Here is a 24,095-nt window from a genome sequence, read left to right as displayed (position 1 = left end):
CGTCGTGATTACTTCACTTTTGCCGCTTTGGCCAAAGCTGCAACCGCGTCTTTCGAGCTCATGTTGGTGTTCATGAACTTGGCGATGACGTCGGTCACGGCGCCTTGCGTGGCCGATGGCAGCGCCATGCCGTGGGCGAACGATGGCACCAGGCCGCCGGACTTGTTGGTGGCGTCCATGTCTTCCATCGATTTCAGGGCGCAAGCGTCAAACTTGTCCTTCGATACGCCGGAACGCACAGGAATCGAACCCTTGTTCAGATTGAAGATCGACTGGAACTTCGGATTCATGATGGCGTTGGCCAGGGCGATCTGCCCTTTCTTCGCATTCGCATCCTTTTGCGTGAACATGGCAAACGAATCGATGTTGAAGGTGTAGGCCTTGTCCGTGCCAGGAGCGGCCACGCACAGGTAGTCCTTGCCCGGCACCTTGCCAGCGGCCGTGAACTCGCCCTTGGCCCAGTCGCCCATGAACTGGAAGCCGGCCTTGTTGTTGATGACCATGGCGGTCGCCAGATTCCAGTCGCGGCCTGCCGCATCCTTGTCGATGTAGGTCTTCACCTTGCCCAGGGTGTCGAACACCTTGAGCATGGTCGGGCCGGTCAATTCCTTCTGGTCCAGCTTGAGGATGGCTTTCTTGTAGAACTCCGTGCCGCCCACGCCCAGCGCGACGGATTCAAACACGGTGGCGTCCTGCCAAGGCTGGCCGCCGTGGGCGATCGCGATGCCGCCCGATTTCTTGATCTTCTCGGCCGCGTCAAAGAACGCATCCCAGGTCGTCGGGGTGGTGGCCACGCCGGCTTTTTTCAGCACTTCCGGATTGACCCACATCCAGTTGACGCGGTGGACGTTGACGGGAGCGGCAACGTAGTGGCCCTTGTATTTCATGATGTCGGCGACGACTTTCGGCAGCACGGCATCCCATTTGCCTGGAATGGCCGCATCATCGATATTGGCCAGCACGCCTTCAGCGCCCCACTCCTGAATCGATGGGCCCTTGATCTGGGCGGCCGTCGGCGGGTTGCCGGAAATGACGCGGGTTTTCAGCGCGGTCGCGGCGTTTTCGCCAGCGCCGCCGGCCACGGCGAAGTCTTTCCAGCCGAAGCCGCTTTCTTTCACGATTTGCTGCAACTGGCCCACGGACTTCGCTTCGCCGCCGGAGGTCCAGTAGTGCAACACTTCCACGTCGGTCGCAAAGGCGCTGCCAGCGAATGCCAGGGTGGTCAATGCGGCCAGTTGGGTAATCTTGAATTTCAGTTTCATCTCCACATTCCTTTTTTGATCAAGCTTTTAGGGGGCTTCGGCATACGGGGGCCGAAAAAGGTGAAATCTGCGCCTGTATCGACGCTCTTGTGCTCAGACCCGCTTGTAAACGGGCATCATCTTGGTGTAAAGACGGCGCCGTGATCCATGACATGACTACATTGCATTTATATCACGGGACGGCGCCAAAAACGCATCCGCGAAGGATGCGCCAGGTTGATCTAGACTTACGACGCCTGCAAACTTAGAACCAGGTTTCTACCTGGAAACCGTAGGAAGTGCCGCTGGTATTGTTGTTATAGATCGGGCCGCCGTTGTTCGACGCATTGACCGAGGCGGTGGCCGCATCGTTCCATTTGCCGTAGGTCACGAAAGCGCGCAGTTCAGGACGCGACCACAGGCCAGGACCGGCGGAGATCGTCGGTGCGATGGTCAGCTTGGTCAGGCGCTTGGCTGGCTGGCCGCCCGATTGCGTCACGCGGTCCGTACCCAGTTCGCCCACCAGCTTGAAGTTGTTGGTGAACGCGTACACAGGACGTACGCCGACCGAGGTCCAGGTCGAGGAACCGGTAGCATTCGACTCGTCTTTTTGCCACAGGGCGACAAATTCCATGCCGAAGTTGGCCATCGGCTGGATCGCCATGTCATTGAAGACGCGCGTACGCTTGCGGTCCGAACCGAAACCGGTGTCGCCCGAAGCGCCGAACTGGCCGTTGCCGGCACCGCCGACGCCAGGACCGACGCCGTACTGCACGCCGAAGGTATTGCCGCCGCCGAAGACTTTCGCTTGACGGTGGAATGCCGACAGCTGCCAGCCGTTATTGCGCTTGCCCAGGATGGCGTCATCCTTGCCTTCGCCGATGATGTAGGTCGCGGCCAGGTCCAGGGTACCGTTTTCATTGACGGGGATTTCGCCGTAGATGAAGTTCTGGCGCACGGCCGATTTCGTGCCCAGGTAGGCGCCAGGTACGCCGCTGCGCGAGCCTTTGTCGTCATCGCGCTGGGCGATGTCGTTGTCCTTGAAGAAGGCGTACGAGAATTTACCAGGACCCATCGGAATGCGGTCCAGGCCGGCGCCCGTGCCGTTCATGTTGATGTATTGCAAGTCCAGCATGTGGATGTCAGGACGGTAGTAGAAGCGTTTACCGACCCAGGCCGTGCCGCCGTTCAGGAAATCGAGTCCCTGCGCTTCGACATAGGCTTTGACGATGCCCAGTTTGTTGTCGCCGAAATCCGAGTTTGGCGCGTAAGCGTTGACCCAGATCGTGGCCAGGAAGTTCACGCCGCCGGACTGGGCAACGGACTTGGTGTAGCCGAATTCCGTGTAGGCGTCGCACTCATTGCCCAGACGATATTTCATGGTGTTGCCACCGAGGCCGAAGCAGCCTTGCGAACCGCCGTCACCCGAGGTATTGCTGCCAGCGCCAGCGCGCAGGTAGCCGTGGAAGCCTTCGGAGTCGGATGGGTACATTGGATCGGCGGCAGCGGAACCGCTGGCGATGGCTAAGACGATGGCAGCTGGCAGTGTCTTCAACACGGCCTTCAACATGTTGCGATGCAGCATGGTAAGTCTCCTCAGTAGTTATTTTTTATCTAGTCATTCGTGGCCGAATGTACTGGCCAGAATTCTTTCCAGCAGGGACATAGTAACTATACTACGAACAAATATCAACATATTATGTTGTAATCCTACGACTACTCTGCGACACTTTATTTGCGTACCGATATACGGGTTGACTGCCCTGATTTTCCCGCCGACACCGCAGCATCCGGCACTGTGGGCGGGCATTTGCGCAAGCACCCCGCATTTTTCGGCACGCGGCACGTATACGAATTAAAATCCTTGGTTTTTGCCATAACGACAGTGCGCGGCCACGACCGTGCACGCATACGAGACTAGGCACCGCCATGAAAATTGATGAAAAAATGGAAGTAGCAGGCAGCGATCCGGCGGAGCGTTTCAGTGAAGGCCCGCGCCTGCTGGCCGACATCGGCGGCACCAATGCCCGCTTCGTGCTGGAAACGCGCCAGGGCCACCTGGAAGCGGTCGCCGTGCTGCCCTGCGACGACTACGCGTCGCTGCTCGACGCCATCACCGCCTATATGGATAGCGACGAGGCGCGCGCCGCCGGTTCGGCGCGCGTGCGCCATGCGGCCATCGCCATCGCCAATCCCATCGACGACGACAATATCCGCATGATGAACCATCACTGGTTCTTCTCGATCGAGGCGATGCGCGCCGCGCTGGGCCTCGACACCCTGCTGGTGGTGAACGACTTCACGGCGCTGGCCATGGCCCTGCCCTATCTGCGGCCCGACCAGCGCCAGCAGATCGGCGGCGGCATGGCGCGCGCCGACAGTGTCATCGGCTTGCTCGGTTCAGGCACGGGCCTGGGCGTGTCGGGCATGATCCCCGCCGAAGACCGCTGGATCGCGCTGGGCAGCGAAGGGGGCCACGTCAGCTTCGCTCCCTGCGACCAGCGCGAAATGGACGTGCTGTCCTTCGCCTGGCGCGAGCTGTCGCACGTCTCGGCCGAGCGCCTCGCTTCCGGACGGGGGCTGGAACTGATCTACCGCGCCCTGTCCGAGCGCGCCGGCAAGCCCGATGCGCCGCTGCTGCTGGCAGCCGACATCACCAGCCGCGCCCTGAACAATGAATGCGACGTGTGCCTCGAAGCGGTGGACTGCTTTTGCGCCATCCTCGGCTCCATCGCCGGCAACGTGGCCATGACCCTGGGCGCGCTGGGCGGCATCTATATAGGTGGAGGTATCGTGCCGCGCCTGGGGCCCCTGTTCGAACAGTCGCAGTTCCGCGCCCGCTTCGAACAGAAGGGCCGCCTGAACGAATACCTGGCGCAGATCCCCACCTTCCTGATCACGGCCGAACTGCCGACATTCCTCGGCATCGCCGCCATCCTGGCGCAAAAGCTCAAGCGCGCCCATACCGGCGCGCCCGTACTGGAATCCGTGCGCCAGGCGCGCGGGCGCATGAGTCCATCGGAATGCAAGGTGGCCGACTGGGTCTTGAAGGAACCGAATGCCATGCTCACGCTGCCGATCGCGGAAATCGCCCAGCGGGTGGGCGTGAGCCAGCCCACCGTGATGCGTTTTTGCCGCTCGATCGGGGTGCAGGGCCTGGCCGACTTCAAATTGAAGCTGGCCTCCGGCCTGACGGGCGGCGCCATCACGGTGGCCCACTGCCACGTGGAGATCTCGGACTCCGACGCGGAATTGGCGCGCAAGGTGCTGGGCAATAATGCCTCGGCCGCGCTGGCCATGCGCGACATGCTCGACGTGAAAGCGCTGACGGCAGCCATCGAACTGCTGCGCGGCGCGCAGCGCGTGGAACTGCTGGCCGTGGGCAGCGCCCGCGTGGTGGCCGACGACATGCAGCACAAGCTGCTCAACCTGGGCATCGTCAGCAGCTTCTTTGCCGACCCGCAGGCGCAGGAAATGAGCGCCGCCATGCTGAAACCGGGCGATGTGGCGCTGGTCATTTCCCGCTCGGGCGCCCTGCCCGACCTGCTGCGCACCGTCAAGGTGGCGCAGGGCTGCGGCGCGCGCGTGCTGGCGATCACGGCCAGCGGTTCGCCGCTGGCCAAGCTGGCCGACGTGCTGCTGACCTTGAACCACCCGGAAGGCAACCTCAATTTCGTGCCCATGATCGTGCGCCTGCTGCAGCTGATGATGCTCGATATCCTGTCGGTGGGACTGGCGCGGCGCGACACGGCGCAGCGCACCAGCGCCGCCGAGCTGGAAGAAGGCCAATTGCACGGCATGCGCATCAGCGGCAAGCTGAAATTCGGTGGTCACCTCGAATAAGGCGGCGCACGCCGCACCAGACACCGCCAGCGGGGCCACTGTGCACGACGTGGCGCGCGTGGCCGGCGTGTCGGCCATGACGGTATCGCGCGTGATCAACGGGCGCGCCAGCGTCAGCACGGCCACGCGCGACAAGGTCGAGGCGGCGATCGCCAGCCTGCGCTACCAGCCCAACCTGGCGGCCAGAGCTGCCCGCACGGGCACCCTGCGGATCGGCCTCCTGTACAGCAACCCCAGCGCGGCCTTCCTCAGCGAATTCCTCGTCGGTGCCATGGACCAGTGCCGCCAGGGCGGCGGCCAGCTGCTTCTTGAACGCTGCGAAGACCAGGGCAGCCAGCGCGCCGGCATCGATTGCCTGGTGGCCGCCGGCGTGGACGGCATCCTCGTGCCGCCGCCCCTGTGCGATTCGCCCGCGGTGCTGGCGCAGCTCAATACCATGGGCATCCCCGCCATCGCCGTGGCCACGGCGCGCCCCTCGCCCGGCGTCTCGGCCGTGCGCATCGACGACTACGAAGGCGCGCTGGCCATGACGCGCCACTTGCTCGCGCTGGGCCACCGCGACATCGGTTTCATCGAAGGCGACCCGGCGCACACGCCCGCCCTGCTGCGCCGCCAGGCCTTCGAGGACGCCATGCGGGAAGCGGGCTTGCCAGTGGCGCCGCACAGGGTGGCGCAAGGCTACTTTACGTATCGCTCGGGGCTGGACGCGGCGCGCCAGCTGCTGGCGCAAGCACCGCACCCGAGCGCCATCTTCGCCAGCAACGACGACATGGCCGCCGCCACCTTGGCGGTGGCGCACGGCATGGGCTTGCAGGTGCCGGCGGAATTGAGCGTGTGCGGCTTCGACGATACGCCCGTCGCCACCACGGTCTGGCCCGAGCTGACCACCATCCACCAGCCTATCGCCGACATGGCGCGCGCCGCCGTCAGTCTCGTCATCGACGAAATCCGCCAGCGCCGCGCCGGGGAAACGGCGACGGCCACGCATCATTTGATGGCGTTTACCTTGATGGAACGGGCCTCGACGGGACGTGTGCGCTAGCCACAAGCGTGCATGGCGCTCACGCCTGCATGTCGGGCAGCTCGATTTCCGCCTTGCGCGCCGCGATCTGGCTGCCCATGGCTTCCAGATCGATTTCCGCGTCGCGCGCGCGCGGGAAAATCTCGCCCTCCTCTTCCAGCACGTGATGATCGATTTGCTCGGACAGTACCTTGACCTTGGCGTCATACAAGTCTTCGCCGGGCGCCATGGCGACGATTTGCGCGATCAGCTCCTTGGCTGATGCGTGCTCAACGGTGGCTTCATCGACCAGGTCTTCGTTCGAACGGCTGGCGTCGCGCACGGCGGGATAGAAGATTTCTTCTTCCACCATCGCATGCTTGCTCAGTTCCTCACAGATTTTCAGGGCCAGCTTGCGCTTGCTGACGAGCGAACGGTCGCTGAGGCCCTCATACTGTTCGAACAGTTCTTTGACGGTTTGATGGTCTTGCGTCAGCAGCTCGATCGCGTCCATGTCCGGCATGCCTGCCTGTGTTTGGGAAACGGAAGCTGCCTGAGGTGATTGGGTGGCCATGATGTTGTCTCCAAGTGTCAGCACGAAGTAGACATTGTAGGCAGCACCCTGCGGTAGCCATGTAGGAGCATTGCTTACAACAAGGTAGGCCAAGCGTAAATGCGGCTACCTTGTTGATGCAGATCAGGCCAACCCTGACTTAACTGACGACCGTGCGTGTCTCGAGCGACTGCACCAGCTCCACCGAAGGCGGCGCGGCGCCGGCCGCCAGGCAGGCACCCGCGCCGGCCGCGACGGCAAAGCGCAAGTGCTGGCCGCCGTCGGCATCCGGGCGGTACATCAGGCTATACAGCAAGCCGCCGATGCTGGCGTCGCCCGCCCCCACCGAGTCGACTACCTCGATGACGGGTGGCGCCGCCTGCCATGTCCGTTCGCCCTGGTACAGGGCCGCGCCCTGCGCGCCGCGCGTATATAAATACGTGGCGTGCGGATTCCAGCTGCGCAGCATGGCAAACGCGCCATCGATGTCGCCGTGGCGGAACAGGCCCGCCAGGTCTTCATCGGACACCTTGATCACGTCGGCCAGCTCCGTCATGCGGCGCAGGGTGGCGTCGTAGCGTTCATCCATCATGATGCGGAAATTCGGGTCATAGCTGATCTTCACGCCAGCCGCCTTCAGTTCCTGCGCCAGGGCCACCAGCTTGCCCGCCAGCGGTTCGCGCGCCAGGCTGATGCCGCCGAAATGCACCCATTGCGCGCCCTGCATCCAGCCGGCCGGCAAGCGCGCCGCGTCGAAATGCAGGTCGGCGCTATCGTCGCCGATGAAGTAATACGTGGGCGGATGCAGTTCATGCACGATGGCCAGCAGCGGCGACTTCGCATGGCGCTGCAGGAAGCGCATGTCCAGGCCCGCCACGTCGGTGGCAGCGGCCAGCGCATCGCCGAAGACATCGCGGCTGACGGCGCCCGCAAACGCGCTGGGCACGCCCAGGCGCGCCATCACGCGCGCCACGTTCCAGGTCGAGCCGCCCACCTGGCTGCTCCACGTGTCAGGACCCGTGCGCAACATGTCCGTCAGCGCTTCGCCGGCCGACACAAAAGTTGGAAAAGAGGTGTTCATGCCGCACCGCCAATCGCGTTCAGCACTTCATAGCAGGCGCCCATGGTATGGTAATCGGTCTTGCCGGCCGGGCTTTTCTCCTTGCTGATTTTTTGGTTCTCGGGCGTCAGGATGCGGTACCAGGCGCCGTGTTCATGGTCGATGAAGTGCTTCCAGCTGTAGTCCCAGATCTTGTCATAGCTTTGCCAGTAGGCCTCGTCGCCCGTGCGCGCGGCCAGCACGGCGGCGGCGGCGAAGCTTTCCGCCTGCACCCAGAAGTATTTGTCGCCATCGCAGATTTCATCGTGCGGGCCGAAACCGTAATGGATGCCGCCATGCGTGCCATCCCAGGCCTTGGCCAGGGCCGTGTCGTACAGTTCGCGCGCGCGCGGCAGCAGCCAGTCGGAAGGACCGGCCATGAACTTGGCGTGGCGCTCCATGATCAGCAGCAGCTTGGCCCATTCCGTGAAGTGGCCGGGCTGGTAGCCCCACGGACGGAAGATATTGCTCTTGTCGTGCAAGTTGTAATCCCAGTCGATGGCCCAGTCGGGCGTGTAGTGTTCCCAGATCATGCCGTTCGCCAGACCCGCCTGGCGCACGGTGATGTTGTGCGCCAAGGTTTCGGCGCGGTGCAGGTAGCGCGCCTCGCCCGTCGCTTCGAACGCGGCCAGCATCGCTTCGCAGGCGTGCATGTTCGCGTTCTGGCCACGGTAGCCATCCAGAGTAGACCAGTCGGCGCTGGCCACGTCCGCATACAGGCCGTGTTCGGGCAACCAGAAGCGCTGCTCCATCAGCTCAAACGTTTCGTCCAGGTAGGCGCGCGCTTCCGGCATCCCCGCCTGCAAGGCGTGGGCATAGGCCAGCAGCACGAAAGCCAGGCCGTAACAGTGGTTGGCGCCGTCTTCGACCGTCTTGACACCGTCTTTCCACGACAGTTGCCAGGCGTAGCCGCCCGTGGCCGGGTCGCGGTGCGCGTCGCGCAAAAAGGCCACGCCGTGGCGCAGGGCCGCCTGGTATTCGTCCCCGCCGAAACGGCGGTGCGCCATGGCGTAATTGAAGATGAAGCGCGTGCTGCTGACCAGGTGGCGCGTGCTGGCGTCGTACACCGTGCCATCGTCGAGGAAGAAGTGATAGAAGCCGCCGCTGGGGTCAATGGCGCGCGGGTGATAAAAGTGCATCGTGTGCAGGATATGCGCTTCGAGCATCGCCTTGGAGCGGAAATCGGGATTCATGGTTCTCTCATGATATTGTTATCGATAACAATGATGATAGCATGCCGTTTCCGCGCCGTCATGCCCCCTCAGGGAGTCTTGGCCAGCCTGAGCTTTTCACGCCACAGTGCGGCCTGCGCGGGGTCGGCCGCCTGTCCCAGCTCGCCCTTATCGTACACCTTGACCAGCCGTTCGATGGCTTCAGCATCGCCCTGCTTTGCCGCCAGCAGGTACAACTCGAACGGTTCAGGAGCCGGCCCTTGCCGGGTCGGGCCGCCACGGCCCTGCTCCAGCAGCCGCGCAAAGCCCGTCTGCCCCGGCGGGCTTTTGGCGATGGCCGCCATCTCGTACCAGCCCAGGGCCGCTTCGTCGCTCTGCGGTGCGCCCTGCCCCATTTCATACGAGTACGCGACATTGTTCAAGCCCGACGGATCGAGCGCCTTGGCCGACTTCATGTACCAGCCGAACGCCTCCTTGCGCTGCGCGTCGTCCTTCGCCGTCATCATCAGGCGGTAGCCGATTTCATTGTAGGCGGGGATGAAGCCGTTTTCAGCATAGTACTTGAGCCAGTGCAGCGCGTGCGCCTGCTCTTCCGCGCTGCTGTGGATATTTTCAAAGTGCTGCGCCACCATGAAGTTGGCCAGCTCGACGCCTTGCGCGGCGCCCTTGCGCGACCAGTATTCGCCCAGCTTGCGGTCGATGGCCATACCCTGCCCCAAGGTATAGGCCACGCCCAGGAAAGCCTGCGCGGGGCCATAACCGCCTTCGGCCGATTTCTTCATCCACGCCAGACCGGCGTCAAGGTTGCGCGGCGTGCCCTCGCCCTCATGCAGCATCTGCGCCAGTTCCAGCTGGACGGCGGCATCGCCCCCTTCCGCAGCGGTACGCGCTTTGTCGAAGGCGGCGACCTTGTCCGGCGACAGGTCGGCCGGGCGGTCGATCACGGCCCGCACCTTTGCGCGCATGTCATCGAGGCCGCGTGTGTCGAATTCGGCCAGCGCCGGATGCTGGCGCGGTGCTCTGGCGAACGCTTGTTGCGCCAGGACGGGCTGCGCCAGCGCCAGGCTTAATACAAACACGATGGTCTTCATTTCTTTTCGCTTTCCGCCAGCTTGCCGCGCCATTCGGCCGCATCTTCGGCATTCGCCTGTTGTCCCAGTTCACCGTTGACGTACACATCGACCATGCGCCGCATGGCGGGCACAAAGTGCTGCTCGTTCGCCGCCGCCTTCAGCCAGGTGATGGCCAGCGCCTGTTCTTCGGCACTGCTGTCGCCATTGATGAATTCCAGCGCCAGGATGGTTTGCGCCATTGCGTCATCCTGCGCCACAGCCTTGCGCAGCCAGTATTCACCCTGCACGCGGTCGATGGGCACCTTGCCACCCACGGTATAGGCGAGGCCCAAAGCCGATTGCGCCGGCGCATAGCCGCCCTCGGCCGACTTGCGTACCCAGGCCATCGACTGCGCCGTGTCTTGCGGCGTGCCGACGCCCAGCTGCAGCATGCGCGCCAGGTCCAGCTGAGCCTCCACGTCGCCCGTTTCCGCCAGCCGCCGGGTCTCGGCAAATTCGGCGATACTTTGCGGGCTATGGCTGGCCACATCCGCCCTGGCCTTGATGGCGAGCAGCTGCAGATCGAGCAAGGTGGGCGAGGTTTGCGCCAGGATGGGCAGCGGCAGCAGAAAAGGAATCAGACAGAGTAATTTCTTGGGCATGCGACGGTGTCGGAAAGAAGAAAACACGCATGGTAGCCGATGGCTCGCCAGGAAGGCGCGCACGGTACGGGAAGTTTGACAGGGCACCCCGGCGGGCTTACATTGCACGGGCCCGCCACTGATACAGGAACACTATGAACCATCTATCGAAAACCGCCCTGGCCTTGCTCCTTGCCATCGCCGCAAGCGGAGCCGCCAGCGCCGCCGACACCCAGCTGGCCGGCTGCGCCGCCAAGCGCGAAAGCATCCGCAGCGAATTGCGCCAGGCCAAAGAACAGGGCTTGTCCGACAAGGTCGCGGGCCTCACGCGCGCGCTCGACGAAGTCAATGCCCACTGCCGCGACAGCACCTTGGTCGAGCGCCACAACAAGAAAATCGTCAAGGCGCAGGCCAAGGTGAACCAGACGGAGCGTTCGCTACGCCTGGCCCAGGAAGCGAATAAACAGCCGAAGAAAATCGCCAAGCTGGAAGGCAAGCTGGAAAAAGCCAGGGCGGAACTGGCGGCCCTGCAGGCGCAACAGCCTTAAGTTTTATCGCCCAGCATCTGATAGATGCTGGAAAAATCCAGCGCACCCGATCCCGCCTTGCTGTGCAAATTGTATAAATTGCGCGACAAGGCGCCCAGCGGCACGGAGGCGCCGCTGGCCAGCGCGCTTTCCACGGCCAGCCCCAGGTCTTTCAGCATCAAATCGACGCCAAAGCCGCCCGTATAGCCGCGCGACGCGGGCACGTTTTCCGCCACGCCGGGGCACGGGTTGTACACGTCCAGGGTCCAGTTGCGGCCCGAGCTTTTCGCCATCACGTCCGACACCACCTTCGGGTCCAGGCCATTGGCCACGCCCAGGCGGATCGCTTCGCTGGTGCCGATCATCAGTATCCCCAGCAGCATGTTGTTGCAGATCTTGACCGTCTGGCCGCAACCCGAGCCGCCCGCATGGAAGATGGCCTTGCCCATGACGTCCAGATAGGGCCGCGCCGCAGCCAATGCGGATTCTTCGCCGCCCACCATGAAGGTCAAGGTGCCGTTGGTGGCGCCCGCCGTGCCGCCCGAGACGGGTGCGTCCAGCATGGGCATGCCCTGCTCCTGCGCCGCGCGGCCCACCTGGCGCGCCGCCTCGGTGGAAATCGTCGAACAGTCGATCAGCAAGGTACCTGGCCGCGCCTGCGCCAGGATGCCCGCGTCTCCAAGGTACGCGCCGAGAACATGCCGGCTGGCCGGCAGCATGGTGATGACGATATCGGCGGCCTGGATCGCCGCCGCCTGGTCATCGGAGACCAGGCCGCCGCCATCGGCAAATTGCCGCACGCTGGCCGGCACCAGGTCAAAACCCGTCACCGCATGGCCGGCCCGCACGAGGTTTTGCGCCATGGGCAGCCCCATGTTCCCCAGGCCGATGAAAACGATATTGGTGCCCATGGCATCCCCTTATTTCATCGAGATGGTGGTATTGACGCCGCTGCCGCCATCGTCCGGGGCGAACCAGCGTGCCGTGACGGTCTTGGTCTGCGTCCAGAAGTACAAGGCTTGCTTGCCGTTCGGGCCCAGGTCGCCCAGTTTCGATGCGCGCGAGCCCGTGAAACTGAAGTAGGCGACGGGCACGGGGATGGCCACGTTGATGCCCACCTGCCCCACGTCGATCTCGTTCTGGAACTTGCGCCCCGCCCAGCCGGACGAGGTGAAGATCGACGTGCCGTTGCCGTTCGGGTTCGCGTTGATGAAGGCGATGGCCTGGTCCAGCGTATCCGTTTCGACGACGCACATGGCGGGGCCGAAGATTTCCTGCGTGTAGACGGAGTTCGATGCGGCCACCTTCGAGAAAATCGTCGGCCCCATGAAGTTGCCGCCTTCGTAGCCGGCCACCTTGTGGCCGCGGCCATCGAGCAGCAGCTGCGCGCCTTCGTCCACGCCCGCCTGGATCAGCTTTTCCGCCCGCTGCATGGCCGCTTTCGACACCATCGGACCCAGGTCGGCCGTGCGGTCGCTGCCCGGCCCCACTTTCAGCGCTTGCGAGCGGGCGACGATTTCCGGCAGCCAGGAGCGGGCTTCGCCCACCAGCACCACGACGGAATTGGCCATGCAGCGCTGGCCGGCCGCGCCGAATGCGGCGCCGATCAGGTTATTGATCGCCTGTTCCTTGTTGGCGTCGGCCAGCACCACGCAATGATTTTTCGCGCCCATCATCGATTGCGCGCGCTTGCCCGATTCGCTGGCGCGGCGGTACACATGCGTGCCCACATGGGTGGAACCGATGAAGGACACGGCCTTGATGTCGGGATGGTCGCACAGCATGTTGACGACGTCCGCGCCGCCATGCACGACATTCAGCACGCCGGCCGGCAAGCCCGCCTGGTACATCAGTTCAACCAGATACATCGACGAGGACGGATCCTGCTCCGACGGTTTCAATACAAAGGTATTGCCGCAGGCGATGGCGATCGGGAACATAAAGCATGGCAGCATGACGGGGAAATTGAAGGCCGTGATGCCGGCGCCCACGCCCAGCGGCTGGTAGATGTTGTACACGTCGACGCCGGTGGCCGCGTTTTCCGCGATCTCGCCCAGCTGCAGGGTGGCGATCGAACACGCGTGCTCGACCACTTCCAGGCCGCGCATCACCTCCCCTTCCGCGTCGGGCAAGGTCTTGCCGTGCTCGCGCGTGATCAGTTCGGCCAAAGTACCGATGTTTTCGCGGATCAGGTGCTGGTACTTGAGCATGATGCGCATGCGCGCCGCCAGCGGCGTATTGCGCCAGGTCCTGAACGCTTCCTTGGCAGTGGCGACGGCCAGGTTCACTTCGTCGGGCGTGGAAAACGGTACCTTGGCGACGATTTCCTGCGTGGCCGGATTGATGACGTCACGCCATTCGGTGCTGGTCGAAGCGTGGTGCTTGCCGGCGATGTGCAGTGGGACAGCAGGGACTTGGGTGAGGGCTTGGTTCATGGTTGAGGCTCCGGGTGTGCGATGTTCATAGGACTCGACGGAGCAGCGGAGTACTGGGGTCAGACCCGCCGGGGGAATTTCCCCCAGTGGGGGGAAATTCCGATTCCGAAGGAACTGACCCCGGCCTTATGCTGCTCCGTCGATAGACTAAAATTACTTTTTAACCAAATTGCACGCCGCCGCATCCATTGGCTTGAACGCCTGGTCGGCGGGGATGGTCGACAGCACTTTCAGGTAGTCCCACGCGCCTTTGGATTCGGCCGGGGTTTTGACCTGCACCAGGTACATGTCGTGGATCACGCGGCCGTCGGGGCGGATCGAGGCGTTGTTCATGACGGCGTCCTTGATCGGCAATTCGCGCATCTTCTGGGCGACGATCTTCGAGTCGTCGCTCTTGGCCGCCGCCACCGATTTCAGGTAGTGATAGACGCTCGAATACACGCCCGCCTGCACCATGGTCGGCTTGGCGCCCTTGTTGAGCGCTTCGAAGCGCTTGGCAAACGCGCGGCTGCGGTCGTCGTAATCCCAGTAAAAGCCGTCCGCATAGACGAGGCCCTGGGCCGTATCGAGGCCCAGCGCGTGCACGTCCGACAGGAACACGAGCAAGGCGGCCAGGCGCTGGTCCTTGCCGCTGCCGATACGGAATTCGCGTGCCTGCTTGATGGCCGACACCGTGTCCGCGCCGCCGTTGGCCAGGCCGATCACCTGCGCTTTCGAGCCTTGCGCCTGCACCAGGAAGGACGAGAAATCGGACGCGTTCAGCGGATGGCGCACGGCGCCCACGACGGTGCCGCCATTGCGCTTGACGACGTCGCTGGCATCCTTTTCCAGCGAGTGGCCGAACGCGTAGTCGACGGTGACGAAGTACCACGATTTTTGCCCCAGCTTGGTCAGCGCCGCCGCCGTGCCGGCCGCCTGCGAATACGTGTCGAACATCCAGTGGAAGCCGTTCGGCGAGCAGTCTTCATTCGTCAGGCGTCCAGTGGCGGGGCCGCTGAACATGGCGATGCCGCCCTTCTCTTTCATCAGCTTTTGCACGGACAGGGCCACCGAGGAATTGGTCAGATCGGCGATGGCGTCGACCTTGTCGCGGTCTATCCATTCGCGCGCCTTCGAGGCGGCGATGTCGGCCTTGTTCAAGTGGTCGGCCGACAGGATCTCGATCTTCATGCCCTTGCATTCGGCCTTCAAACAATCCTCGACGGCCATCTGGCTGGCGACGACGGAGCCGCGCCCGCCCATGGCCGAATACGGGCCGGACATGTCGGTCAGGATGCCGACCTTGACGACGCCATCGGAAATCTGCGCGTGTGCGCCAAAGGACAGGGTAAGCGCCAGCGCGCCCATGGCCAGAACGGTTTTTTTCATGCGTGTCTCCAGGTGGATGGGTTTTTCTTATATGTGTAGATGCATTCTGCATGTGTAAAAATATGCGCTCAAGTGAAATTAATGCATAATTCCTTTGCAAAAATACACAGAGAGGGTTTGCCATGCTCGATTGGGACAATGTACGGGTCTTCCTGGAACTGACGCGCAGCGCCGGCCTTGTCGATGCGGCGAAAAAGCTGGGCATCGATCATTCCACCGTGTCGCGCCGCATGCGCAAGTTCGAGGAGCAGGTGGGCACGCAGCTGTTCGACCGCAACTACGTGGGCTACCAGCTGACGCCCGAGGGCCACCGCCTGATGGAATACGCGGAAACAATGGAAAGCACGGTGTTTGCCGCCACCGAGGAATTGGGTGAACACAACCGGCTGCTGTCGGGCCAGGTGCGCCTGGGCGCCACCGAGGGCTTCGGCGCCATCGTGCTGGCGCCCCACCTGGCACAGTTTTGCGGCCGCTACCCGCACATCAGCGTGGACCTGATCGCCGTGCCCCGTTTCGTCAGCCTGTCCAAGCGCGAGGCGGACGTGGCCATTTCCATCGAGCGCCCCCTGTCCGGCCCGTATGTGGTGACCAAATTATCGGACTACCGGTTGAAACTGTACGCCACGCCAGCCTACCTGGCACGCCACGCACCGATCACCAGCGTGGCGCAACTGGCGCAGCACCCGATCATCGGCTACGTGGACGACCTGGTCTTCAGTTCGGAACTGCGCTACATGGACAACGTGGCGCCCGATTCCCTGCGCGCGTTTCGCAGCACCAGCGTGATCGCTCAGTACCACGCGGCGCGCGCGGGCCAGGCGCTGGCGATCCTGCCCTGCTTCGTGGCCCAGCAGTCGAACGAACTGGTGCCCGTGCTCGATGGCGAGATCGACCTGCTGCGCGCCTTCTGGATGATCTCGCCCAGCGAGCGGCGCAATATCGCCAGGGTCAGCGCCCTGTGGAACTACCTGCGCAGCGCCATCGATTTGAACCACGCCTACCTGATGGGCGAAACGGCCACGCCCAGCTGGCCAGCTTGAGCACGCTGCGGCGCGCTACACTGTCGCCACATACTAATAGGGAGAACGCCATGCTGATGGATGCGAACCAGGCCGTGCTGGTCATTGTCGACCTGCAAGGCCGCCTGATGCCGGCCATCCACGATGCGGGCCTCGTGCTGGCACAGAACCTGCGCCTGGCAAAGATCGCCCGCCTGCTCGACGTGCCCGTGCTGGGCACGGAACAGAACCGCCAGGGACTGGGGCCGAACGTGGAAGAGATCGCCGCGCTGTGCGAACGGACCTTGCACAAGACGCATTTCGGCGCCTGTTTTGACGGCTTGCAGCAGATGCTGCCCGCCGGGCGAAAACAGATCGTCGTCACGGGGTGCGAAGCCCATGTGTGCATGCTGCAGACGGCCATCGGCCTGCTGGAGCTGGGCTACGAGGTCATCATCGCCATCGACGCCGTCGGTTCGCGCCAGGGAGCCAGCCGCGACGCGGCGCTGGCCCGCCTGGACAAGCTCGGTGCCCATCTGGTGACGGTGGAGATGCTGGCCTTCGAATGGCTGCGCGACTGCAAGCACCCGCGTTTCCGCGAAGTATTGGCGCTGATTAAATAGCCATACTTTTACGCAGGATCAAGCCCGACCGCCGCTCATTTGCTAGCTTGGTAACAGCGCCGCCATTCCGAGCGGCGCGCCGTCCACATCAGCAAGGGAGCCATCATGGCCTATATCCTGCGAGGCAAGCTATGCGGCTTGATCTGTGCCGAGTGCCCTGAAGCATTGTCCCACGTCATCGTGCGCCTGTACCGGCCGCGCGAGTCGCAAAACGTCACGGCGCTGGCCATGGCCAGCGCCAAGGAAACCTTCGCCATCCTCACGGAAGAAGAGGTGCAGGCGAAAGCACCGTTCCTGCTGGCCGAAGCGCGCACGGACGAGGACGGCAACTACAGTTTCACCTTGGCAGGCGATTACCAGGGCGAGGCCGTGGAAGTCGATATCCTGTGCCCTACCGTGCCGCGGTTGAAACCGGGGCCGAAAGACCCCGTGCCGCTGCAGTTTTCCATCACCACCATTCAGCCCCGCTGGCGCCAGGCCGAAAACGACTATCTCGCCATCTGGGACTATTGCCTGCCGCAACGCTTCTGGTGCCTCGTGCGCGCCCGCTTCGGCGCCTGGACCATCTGCGGCCGCCTGCGCACCTGCGACGCTCCCCACGCGCCGATCGCCGGCGCCACCGTGCGGGCCTTCGACGCCGACTGGCTGCAGGACGATGCGCTCGGCGTCGCGGTGACGGACGCCAGCGGGCGCTTCCGCATCGATTATCTGACGTCGGACTTCACGCTCACACCGTTTTCACCGTTCATCAACGTGGAGTTCGCCAGCGGCCCCGACGTGTATTTCACGGCGCAACTGGGCAGCGTGGCCATTCTGTCGGAAACGCAGGCCAACGGGCGCCAGCCGGGCCGCGAAAACGTGGGCCACTGTTTCTGCGTGGAATTGTGCTCGAAAGAAGTCTTGCCGCCCGACGTGGAAGGCGTGCCCCACTGGCAGCAGGTGGAAATCTTCGACATCCACCCGTTTCCCTCGCTGGCCGGCTTTTCCGCGCAAGGCTATGCAGGCGGCCCCGGCGCCTCGTATGTATTCGCCGGCGGCGTCACCCTGAAGGGCAATTGCCCGCTGCGCAACAGCGCCATTCCCGCGAACCCGCTCGAATACCGTTTCCTCATCGGCGAATGGTCCTGGCCCGGCGGCAGCGACGACCCGACGGCCATCCCCCCGGTCGCGCCCGCCAGCCTGGCGCCGTTGACGCAAATCCTCGGCACGCACGTCGGCTATGTGTTTTATACGAACGGACTGGGTCTCGGCGATTCGGCGCCCGTCATCATCGATGCGGGCGACTTGAAACCGGGCGGCTGGATACGGGTGGACGGCAAGCCCGTCACCGTGGACATGCGCGACGGCACGACGGCCATCGTCAACGTGGCGCCCAACATCTTCCTGCGCACGTTCGACTTGCTGACCGTGAATACGCCGGCCATCACGAGCTTGCACCCGGCCAAGCTGCCGGGCGGCTTGCCCATCCTCGACGCGGGGCGCAGCCTGACGGCGGCCGAGAGCGAACCGATACGCCGCTACCGCCTGGGCTTCGAAGTGCGCGACGGCATCAGCCTGGCGCTGGTGTCCACGGACGGGCTCGATTCCATCGTCTTCGACAACTCGCCCGTCATCGTGGCGCTGGACCTGGAAGAGTTGCGCAGCAATGCCTGCAATCCCATCGCGGGCGGCCTCGTGCATATCCTGTACACGATCGACCACCCGCATCTGCGCTTTTTCAATGTCACGATTTCCAACAACAACGGCATTACGCATCCGCCGCCACCGCTGCCGGCCGCCAGCTTCACGCCGCCACCACCGTCCAGCAACTATCTGTTCCGTGGCGGCGCGGGCGGGCCTCACCTGTCGGGCAACAATGGCGGCTTCCCCGTCAACGTGGCGCTCGATCCGCCGTGCGCCTACCGGGTGGCCATCGGTTGGCAGACGCGCCATTACCTGGCATCGCCGCACAGCATTGACCGCCTCTACTGCAAATAGGCGAGCTTAGAAGTAGCGCACCCAGGCCTGCTTCGAGGTGCGCTTGTAATTGGCGAACGCGCGGCAAGGGAAATACAGCACGGGCATCAGGGCCAGCGCGATCAGCCACACTTGCCAGATGTGCTCGACGCCATAACGGTTGCCGTGATTGGCGCCCAGCACAGCCGTCAAGGTGATGCCGATGGCCAGCAGCAGATACAGGTGCAGCAAATAATAGAACATGGGCGCGCCGCCAAAGGTGGCGCAAGCGCGCGTAAACCAGTTATCGACGCTTTCCAGCCAGGCCATGCCCAGCAAGCCCAGGCCCAGGGTAAACAGCAGGAAATCCAGCGACGGCGGATACTTGGTGAAGTTCAGCACGCTCATGGCCGTGCGCAAGGCCGTGTCGCCGGCCACCCACGGCAAAGTTTCGCCATACAGATTAAAGCCGCGCAACACAGCCAGCAGCAGCAAACTGCCGCCGCCCAGCGCCAGCAGCAGGCGACGCCGTCCTTCGGCAGACAGCCCGCGAGCATACAGGGGGCCAGCCGCATAGCCGAGCACGATCACGCCTATCCACGGCAGCAGCGGATAGCTGACCTTGATTTTCATGGCGCCATCGGCGACCAGATAACCGCGTTGCAGCAGCACCGTCAGCAGATAGTAGCCAACGCTGCCCTCTTCCGCGTGCAGCCAGGTAAACAAATGCTGGCCGGCGACAATCGCCACGCCCAGCACGACCAGCACTTTCAACGGCAGCTTGTGCAGCACGGCCAGCGCCATCATGGCCAGGCCGATGACCCAGATCACCTGCAGATACAGGATCGCCGGCGTGAAAGTGCCCATCCAGGCAAAGTTGACGAACACCAGTTCCAGCACGACCAGCAGCAAGCCCCGCTTGAACAAAAAGCCGGTAGCGCTGCGCGGACCGGCGGCCGGATGCGCATACAGCCAGGCCGACAAACCCGTCAAAAAGACGAACATGGGCGCACACACGTGGGCGGCCAGGCGCGTGAAGAACAGGGCCGGGTCGACGTGGGCCGCATCCATGGGGTCGCTGACCTGGTGATGCAGAAAGAACGTTTCGCGCACATGGTCGAACAGCATGATCAGCATGACGAGGCCGCGCATGACGTCGATGACGGCAATGCGGGCGCGCAGGATGGCGGGGGAAGTCAGGGGAGTGGGAACGGTCATTTATTCATTTTAAATGTAAGGATAAGAGTAGCGTGCGTACCCCAACAGCAGAAACTGGGGTCAGTTCCTTCGGAATCGGAATATGCCCCATTGGGGCATATTCCCCCGGCGGGTCCGACCCCAGCACTTTGCTGTTGGGTGAATACATCAAAACCGGTAATGCGCATTCAACGTCACCGTACGCTCCGCCCCCGGCGCCACCCAAAGCTGGCTATAGGAACTCGCATAATAGCTGCGGTTGAACAGGTTTTCCACGTTCAGGGCCAGACGCAGTTTCGCCGTCGGCGAGTACGATGCCAGCAGTTTGGCCGTCGTATAGGCCGGCAAGGTAAATTTGCTGCTGACGGCGACGTCGCCCAGGCGCTCGCCCACGTATTGCAGGCCGCCGCCCACGCTGGCCGTGCCCGTGCCCAGTGCGAATTGCTGGGTGGCCAGCAGATTGGCGCTGTGGCGTGGCACGTTGGCGAAGCGGCTGCCCGTCACGATCGTATTGTCGCCGCGCGTGACGGTGGCATTGGTGTAGGCATAGGCGCCCGAGACGCGCAAGCCGCGCGCCACTTCGCCCGACACGTCGAGCTCCAGTCCCCGGCTGCCCACCTCGCCCGCCGCGATGGCGAAGTCCGTGTTGGCGGGATTGGTCGTCAGCACATTGCTCTTGCGGATGTCGTACACGGCCACAGTGCCCGTCAGCTTGCCCGTTTCCAGCTTGGCGCCCAGCTCATACGAGCGGCTGCGCTCGGCCGGGAACGCCTGGTTGGCTATGCTGATGCCGCTGTTGGGCCGGAAACCCTTGGCCGCGCTCGCATACAGCGACCACGCCTTCGTCGGCTGGTAGACGAGGCCCGCGCGGGGGCTGGTGGCCGACAGCGACTGGCGGTTGCTCACCTGCAGGCGATTGTTCCTCACATCCTGCGTGTAGCTATCGTGGCGCACGCCGACCAGCGCCTTCCATTGCGCACCCAGGTCGATCTGGTCCTGCGCATACAGGCCACGCGCCCTTTGCCCTTCCTGCGTGTCGATGGACAGGGCCAGCGGATCGGCCTTGCCGCCATACACAGGATTGAAAATATCGATGGCATAGCCATTCGCGGCCGAGGGATTGCGGCGCAGCTGCACCCGGTGGTCGTCGAAATGATAGGCATCGACACCGGCCAGCACTTCGTGCGCCAGCGCGCCCGTCCCGAACTTGCCCAGCACTTCAACGCGTGCCGACACGTCGGTGGCCGAGAAATCGCGGTGGCGGCGCTGGCGTTGCAGGGTGTGGCCATCGGCCAGCAGCCTGTTCGCCTCGGTCGAATAGCCGCTCAATTCGCTGTCGCGGTAGGAAGCGCCCGCCTGCACCGTCCAGTCGTCGGACAAGGCGTGGTGGATGAACAGCTGCTGCCCCAGCGACTTGACCGTCATGGGACCGTCGCCCGGTTCGCCCAGGAAGCGTGACACGGGGACAAGTCCCAGCTGGCCATTTACGGCGACGACGCCGCGGTCGAACGGCGCGCGCTGCCGCACGGCCTCGATTTCATACGACACCGTCGTATGCTCGCCCACCAGCCAGAGGAAGGACGGCGAAAACAGGCTGCGCTCGACTTTCACCGTATCGCGGAAGCTGTCCCCTTCTTCATGCGCCGCGTTCAGGCGGTAGGCGATGGTGCCGCTCAAGGGTCCCGTCAAATCCAGGGCGGCGCGGCGCGTCTGGAAGCTGCCGAGCGATACATCGGCGCTGTATTCCGGCGCGAACTTCGGCTTTTTCGTCGTGATGTTCACCGTGCCGCCCGGCTCGCCACGGCCGTACAGGGCCGATGCGGGGCCTTTCAGCACTTCCACTGCCTGCGTATTGCCGCCGTCGCGCATGCCGTTGTAGCCGCGGCTGGAACTGAAACCGTTGACCATATAGTCGGAACCGAAATTCGGGTCGCCCGTGAAACCGCGCATGGCGTAGCTGTCCCACAGGCCGCCCAGCGGGCTTTGTTTGGAAATACCGCTGGCCAGGTCCAGCGCGCCGGTCAAAGTCGTCACGCCCGCGTCGCGCAGCAGGTCGCCGGTCAGCACGCGCACGCTTTGCGGCAAGTCCATCAGCAAGGCGTCCGTCTTGGTGGCGCCCGTGGCGGATAAACTGCGGTAATGCTGGCGCTCCGCCTTGACGGTAACGACGTCATCAGCCTGCGCACCATCGACTGCCAGTGACCAGGGGCTGGCGGCGGCCAGCAAGAGCGCCACGGGGCGGCGTAAAAACACGGACATGGGGATTCCTGACAATGGGCAATTCAATGCAATAGGCTTGCATTATAATTGATAATCAATTCTCATTAAAGCCTTCATCAAACATCTGCGTCAAAAACTCCACGAACACCTGCACCTTGGCCGCGCGCAGCTGGCGCGGATGGAACAGCGCCCACAGGCCCGGCCCCCGCGTGCGGAACGGTTGCAGCACGGGTACGAGGCTGCCTTCACGCAACGGCTGCAGCACGGAAACCGACAACGCCTGCACGATGCCGCAGCCGGCCTGGGCGGCGGCGATCATCGATTCGATATGGTCGAAGGCCAAGGCGGCCGGCGGCGTGTGCGCATATGCCGCATCACCATCCTCTCCAGCCTTGGCCTGGAACAGCCAGGGCCGCACCTGGCGCGATTTCGGATACAGGAAATGCAGGCAGGCAAACTGGTCCAGCTCCTGCGGCGTGCGCGGCAGGCCATGCCGGGCAACAAAGGCGGGCGAGGCGCAGCACAGATAATCCATGTTCAGCAGGCTGCGCGCCACCAGCGACGAATCCTGCGGTTCGCCGATGCGCAGCATCACATCGATGCCCTCTTCCACCATGTCGACCAGGCGGTCGCTGACGGTCAGGCGCAGGGAAATGTCGGGATAAGCGGCCATAAAGCGGGGCAAAGCGGGCGCCACGAGGTTGCGGCTGATGCTGCTGGGCATATCCACGCGCAAGCTGCCCGACGGTTTCCCGGCCGCTTGTTCAAGACTGGACTCCAGCGCCGCCATGTCGGCCAGCATCTGGCGCGCCTGCGCATGGCATTGCTGGCCTTCGGCCGTCAGCGACATGCTGCGCGTGGTGCGCTGCAAGAGCCGTACGCCAAAGTGTTTTTCCAGCGCCGCCACCTGGTTCGTCACGGACGAGGTCGAAATGCCCAGGCGCTGCGCCGCCTTGCTGAAACCGCCCGCCTCGACCACGGCGCAAAACACCTGCATCGCTTCCAGCCTGTCCATGCACTCCCTCCTGTTTGACTATGATTATCCACGATATCGAAATAGTGCATGGGGCCGCGCCCCATTTTTCTTTGTGCCGTCACCGCCTAGACTGGGGCATCAACCACAGGAGAATCCCATGCAAGCCCTCGTCCTCACCAGCTTTGCCGCCCCCATGACCATCGAAAACGTTCCCGTGCCGCAGCCCGGCCCCGGGCAAGTCCTCGTGCGTATCGCTGCCAGCGGCGTCAATCCGCTCGACACGAAAATCGCCGCCGGCGCCGCCCCGCACGCCCGGCCCCGCCTGCCTGCCATCCTCGGCATCGACGTGGCCGGCACGGTGGAAGCCGTCGGCGATGGCGTGACGACTTTTCACGTTGGCGCAACAGTGTATGGCATGGCGGGCGGCATCGGCGGCATCCAGGGCTCGCTGGCCGAGTACGGCGTCTTTGACGCCGCGCTGCTGGCGCCCGTGCCGCCAGCGCTGGGCATGCGCGAGGCGGCCGCCCTGCCCCTCGTCTTCATCACGGCCTGGGAAGGTTTGGTCGACCGCGCCCACGTGAAGGCGGGCGACAGCGTACTCGTGCATGGCGGCGCGGGCGGCGTGGGCCACATGGCCGTGCAGCTTGCCGTCGCCCTTGACGCCACGGTGTATGCCACGGGCAGCGCCGCCAGCCGCGATGCCATCGAAGCGCTGGGCGCCCGTTTCATCGATTACCGGACCAGCACGGTGGACGACTACGTGGCCGAACATACGGGCGGCGCCGGCTTCGACATCGTCTACGACACGGTGGGCGGCGCCACCCTGGACGCCAGCTTCCAGGCGGCACGCCTCTACGGCGGCCACGTCGTCAGTTGCCTCGGCTGGGGCACGTTCGCCCTGAGCCCGCTGACAGCGCGCGCGGCGACGTACTCGGGCGTGTTCACCCTGCTCCCCCTGTTGAGCGGTGAGCATCATGCGCGCCATGGCGCCATCCTGCGCGAAGCCAACAAGCTGATCGAGGCGGGAAAGCTGCAGGTGCGGCTCGATCCACGCCGCTTTACCTTGCACACGGCGCACGATGCGCACGCGGCGCAAATCGACGGCAGCGCGCGCGGCAAGCTGGTGGTGGAGATGCGGGATTGAACGCGGGCTTGTTACTTGCAAGAGGAAACGTTAATATGCAAGAATAAACTTGCATATTAACGGGGCTCTTG

20 protein-coding genes are annotated in these 24,095 nt (G+C 63.7%); 7 read left to right on the top strand and 13 right to left on the bottom strand.

All coding sequences use genetic code 11. From position 1 onward, the window contains the following. Positions 1-8: 8 nt before the first annotated feature. Complete coding sequence (locus tag AC54AG_RS16415; RefSeq protein ID WP_034757604.1) at positions 9-1,262, bottom strand: ABC transporter substrate-binding protein; 1,254 nt, start codon at positions 1,260-1,262, stop codon at positions 9-11. Between the two features lie 244 nt (positions 1,263-1,506). After that, entirely contained in the window at positions 1,507-2,826 is a 1,320-nt protein-coding gene (locus AC54AG_RS16410) for a maltoporin (protein ID WP_080698777.1), read from the bottom strand. A gap of 344 nt (positions 2,827-3,170) precedes the next feature. Here AC54AG_RS16410 and AC54AG_RS16405 point away from each other — a divergent pair, with 344 nt between their 5' ends. Further along, on the top strand, positions 3,171-5,084 hold the full coding sequence (locus tag AC54AG_RS16405; RefSeq protein ID WP_034757602.1) for a glucokinase: 1,914 nt from the start codon (positions 3,171-3,173) through the stop codon (positions 5,082-5,084). Next, the gene (locus AC54AG_RS16400; protein ID WP_331777834.1) at positions 5,068-6,126 is read left to right on the top strand and encodes a LacI family DNA-binding transcriptional regulator; all 1,059 of its coding nucleotides are present in this window, start codon (positions 5,068-5,070) and stop codon (positions 6,124-6,126) included. The genes AC54AG_RS16405 and AC54AG_RS16400 overlap by 17 nt, the downstream gene beginning before the upstream one ends. Positions 6,127-6,145: 19 nt before the next feature. Here AC54AG_RS16400 and AC54AG_RS16395 read toward each other — a convergent pair whose 3' ends face one another. The 5 genes from AC54AG_RS16395 to AC54AG_RS16375 form a co-directional block, all read right to left on the bottom strand. Continuing rightward, a complete protein-coding gene (locus AC54AG_RS16395) occupies positions 6,146-6,598 on the bottom strand; it encodes a hemerythrin domain-containing protein (RefSeq protein ID WP_235432905.1) in 453 nt (150 codons plus the stop codon). A gap of 199 nt (positions 6,599-6,797) precedes the next feature. Then, positions 6,798-7,718, bottom strand: coding sequence for a carbohydrate kinase family protein (locus AC54AG_RS16390; RefSeq protein WP_072454597.1), 921 nt, complete (start codon positions 7,716-7,718; stop codon positions 6,798-6,800). Continuing rightward, a complete protein-coding gene (locus AC54AG_RS16385) occupies positions 7,715-8,929 on the bottom strand; it encodes an AGE family epimerase/isomerase (protein WP_496630960.1) in 1,215 nt (404 codons plus the stop codon). The genes AC54AG_RS16390 and AC54AG_RS16385 overlap by 4 nt, the downstream gene beginning before the upstream one ends. Before the next feature lie 68 nt (positions 8,930-8,997). Next, positions 8,998-9,999: a tetratricopeptide repeat protein gene (locus AC54AG_RS16380; protein ID WP_496630959.1), complete on the bottom strand. Its 1,002-nt coding sequence runs from the start codon at positions 9,997-9,999 to the stop codon at positions 8,998-9,000. Beyond that, positions 9,996-10,622 (bottom strand): tetratricopeptide repeat protein, encoded by a 627-nt coding sequence (locus AC54AG_RS16375; RefSeq protein ID WP_496630958.1) that lies wholly within the window; start codon positions 10,620-10,622, stop codon positions 9,996-9,998. Before AC54AG_RS16375 ends, AC54AG_RS16380 begins: the two co-directional genes overlap by 4 nt. A 134-nt stretch (positions 10,623-10,756) precedes the next feature. Between AC54AG_RS16375 and AC54AG_RS16370 the strand changes: the two genes are divergently transcribed. After that, a complete protein-coding gene (locus AC54AG_RS16370; protein WP_034757589.1) occupies positions 10,757-11,149 on the top strand; it encodes a DUF1090 family protein in 393 nt (130 codons plus the stop codon). Here AC54AG_RS16370 and mmsB read toward each other — a convergent pair. The 3 genes from mmsB to AC54AG_RS16355 form a co-directional block, all read right to left on the bottom strand. Continuing rightward, positions 11,146-12,039, bottom strand: a complete 894-nt coding sequence (gene mmsB, locus AC54AG_RS16365) for a 3-hydroxyisobutyrate dehydrogenase (protein ID WP_496630957.1) — start codon at positions 12,037-12,039, stop codon at positions 11,146-11,148. The genes AC54AG_RS16370 and mmsB overlap by 4 nt on opposite strands. 9 nt (positions 12,040-12,048) lie before the next feature. Beyond that, positions 12,049-13,563: a CoA-acylating methylmalonate-semialdehyde dehydrogenase gene (locus AC54AG_RS16360; protein ID WP_496630956.1), complete on the bottom strand. Its 1,515-nt coding sequence runs from the start codon at positions 13,561-13,563 to the stop codon at positions 12,049-12,051. Positions 13,564-13,716: 153 nt separating this feature from the next. Then, positions 13,717-14,931: an ABC transporter substrate-binding protein gene (locus AC54AG_RS16355; RefSeq protein ID WP_034757576.1), complete on the bottom strand. Its 1,215-nt coding sequence runs from the start codon at positions 14,929-14,931 to the stop codon at positions 13,717-13,719. Between the two features lie 122 nt (positions 14,932-15,053). Between AC54AG_RS16355 and AC54AG_RS16350 the strand changes: the two genes are divergently transcribed. From AC54AG_RS16350 to AC54AG_RS16340, 3 genes are all read left to right on the top strand, one after another. Beyond that, positions 15,054-15,971, top strand: a complete 918-nt coding sequence (locus AC54AG_RS16350) for a LysR family transcriptional regulator (RefSeq protein ID WP_034757572.1) — start codon at positions 15,054-15,056, stop codon at positions 15,969-15,971. A gap of 50 nt (positions 15,972-16,021) precedes the next feature. Further along, positions 16,022-16,552: an isochorismatase family protein gene (locus tag AC54AG_RS16345; protein ID WP_092712965.1), complete on the top strand. Its 531-nt coding sequence runs from the start codon at positions 16,022-16,024 to the stop codon at positions 16,550-16,552. A 105-nt stretch (positions 16,553-16,657) separates the two neighbouring features. Next, positions 16,658-18,529 carry a transthyretin-like family protein gene (locus AC54AG_RS16340; protein ID WP_070304387.1) on the top strand — a complete coding sequence of 624 codons (1,872 nt, stop codon included), beginning with the start codon at positions 16,658-16,660 and terminating at the stop codon, positions 18,527-18,529. Between the two features lie 6 nt (positions 18,530-18,535). Here the strand turns inward: AC54AG_RS16340 and AC54AG_RS16335 are convergent, their stop codons facing one another. From AC54AG_RS16335 to AC54AG_RS16325, 3 genes are all read right to left on the bottom strand, one after another. After that, positions 18,536-19,705: an acetyltransferase domain-containing protein gene (locus AC54AG_RS16335; protein WP_496630955.1), complete on the bottom strand. Its 1,170-nt coding sequence runs from the start codon at positions 19,703-19,705 to the stop codon at positions 18,536-18,538. A 147-nt stretch (positions 19,706-19,852) separates the two neighbouring features. Then, on the bottom strand, positions 19,853-21,943 hold the full coding sequence (locus AC54AG_RS16330) for a TonB-dependent siderophore receptor (RefSeq protein WP_331777825.1): 2,091 nt from the start codon (positions 21,941-21,943) through the stop codon (positions 19,853-19,855). A 55-nt stretch (positions 21,944-21,998) separates the two neighbouring features. Next, a complete protein-coding gene (locus tag AC54AG_RS16325; RefSeq protein ID WP_331777824.1) occupies positions 21,999-22,919 on the bottom strand; it encodes a LysR family transcriptional regulator in 921 nt (306 codons plus the stop codon). A gap of 118 nt (positions 22,920-23,037) precedes the next feature. On the opposite strand from AC54AG_RS16325, the gene AC54AG_RS16320 reads away from it, so the two are divergent. Then, positions 23,038-24,024, top strand: coding sequence for a zinc-dependent alcohol dehydrogenase family protein (locus AC54AG_RS16320; protein ID WP_331777823.1), 987 nt, complete (start codon positions 23,038-23,040; stop codon positions 24,022-24,024). Positions 24,025-24,095: the final 71 nt, after the last annotated feature.

This window comes from Janthinobacterium sp. BCJ23 (genome assembly GCF_059617945.1).
The sequence above is the reverse complement of the archived record's forward strand: the minus strand, read 5'-3'. Positions and strand labels throughout refer to the sequence as shown.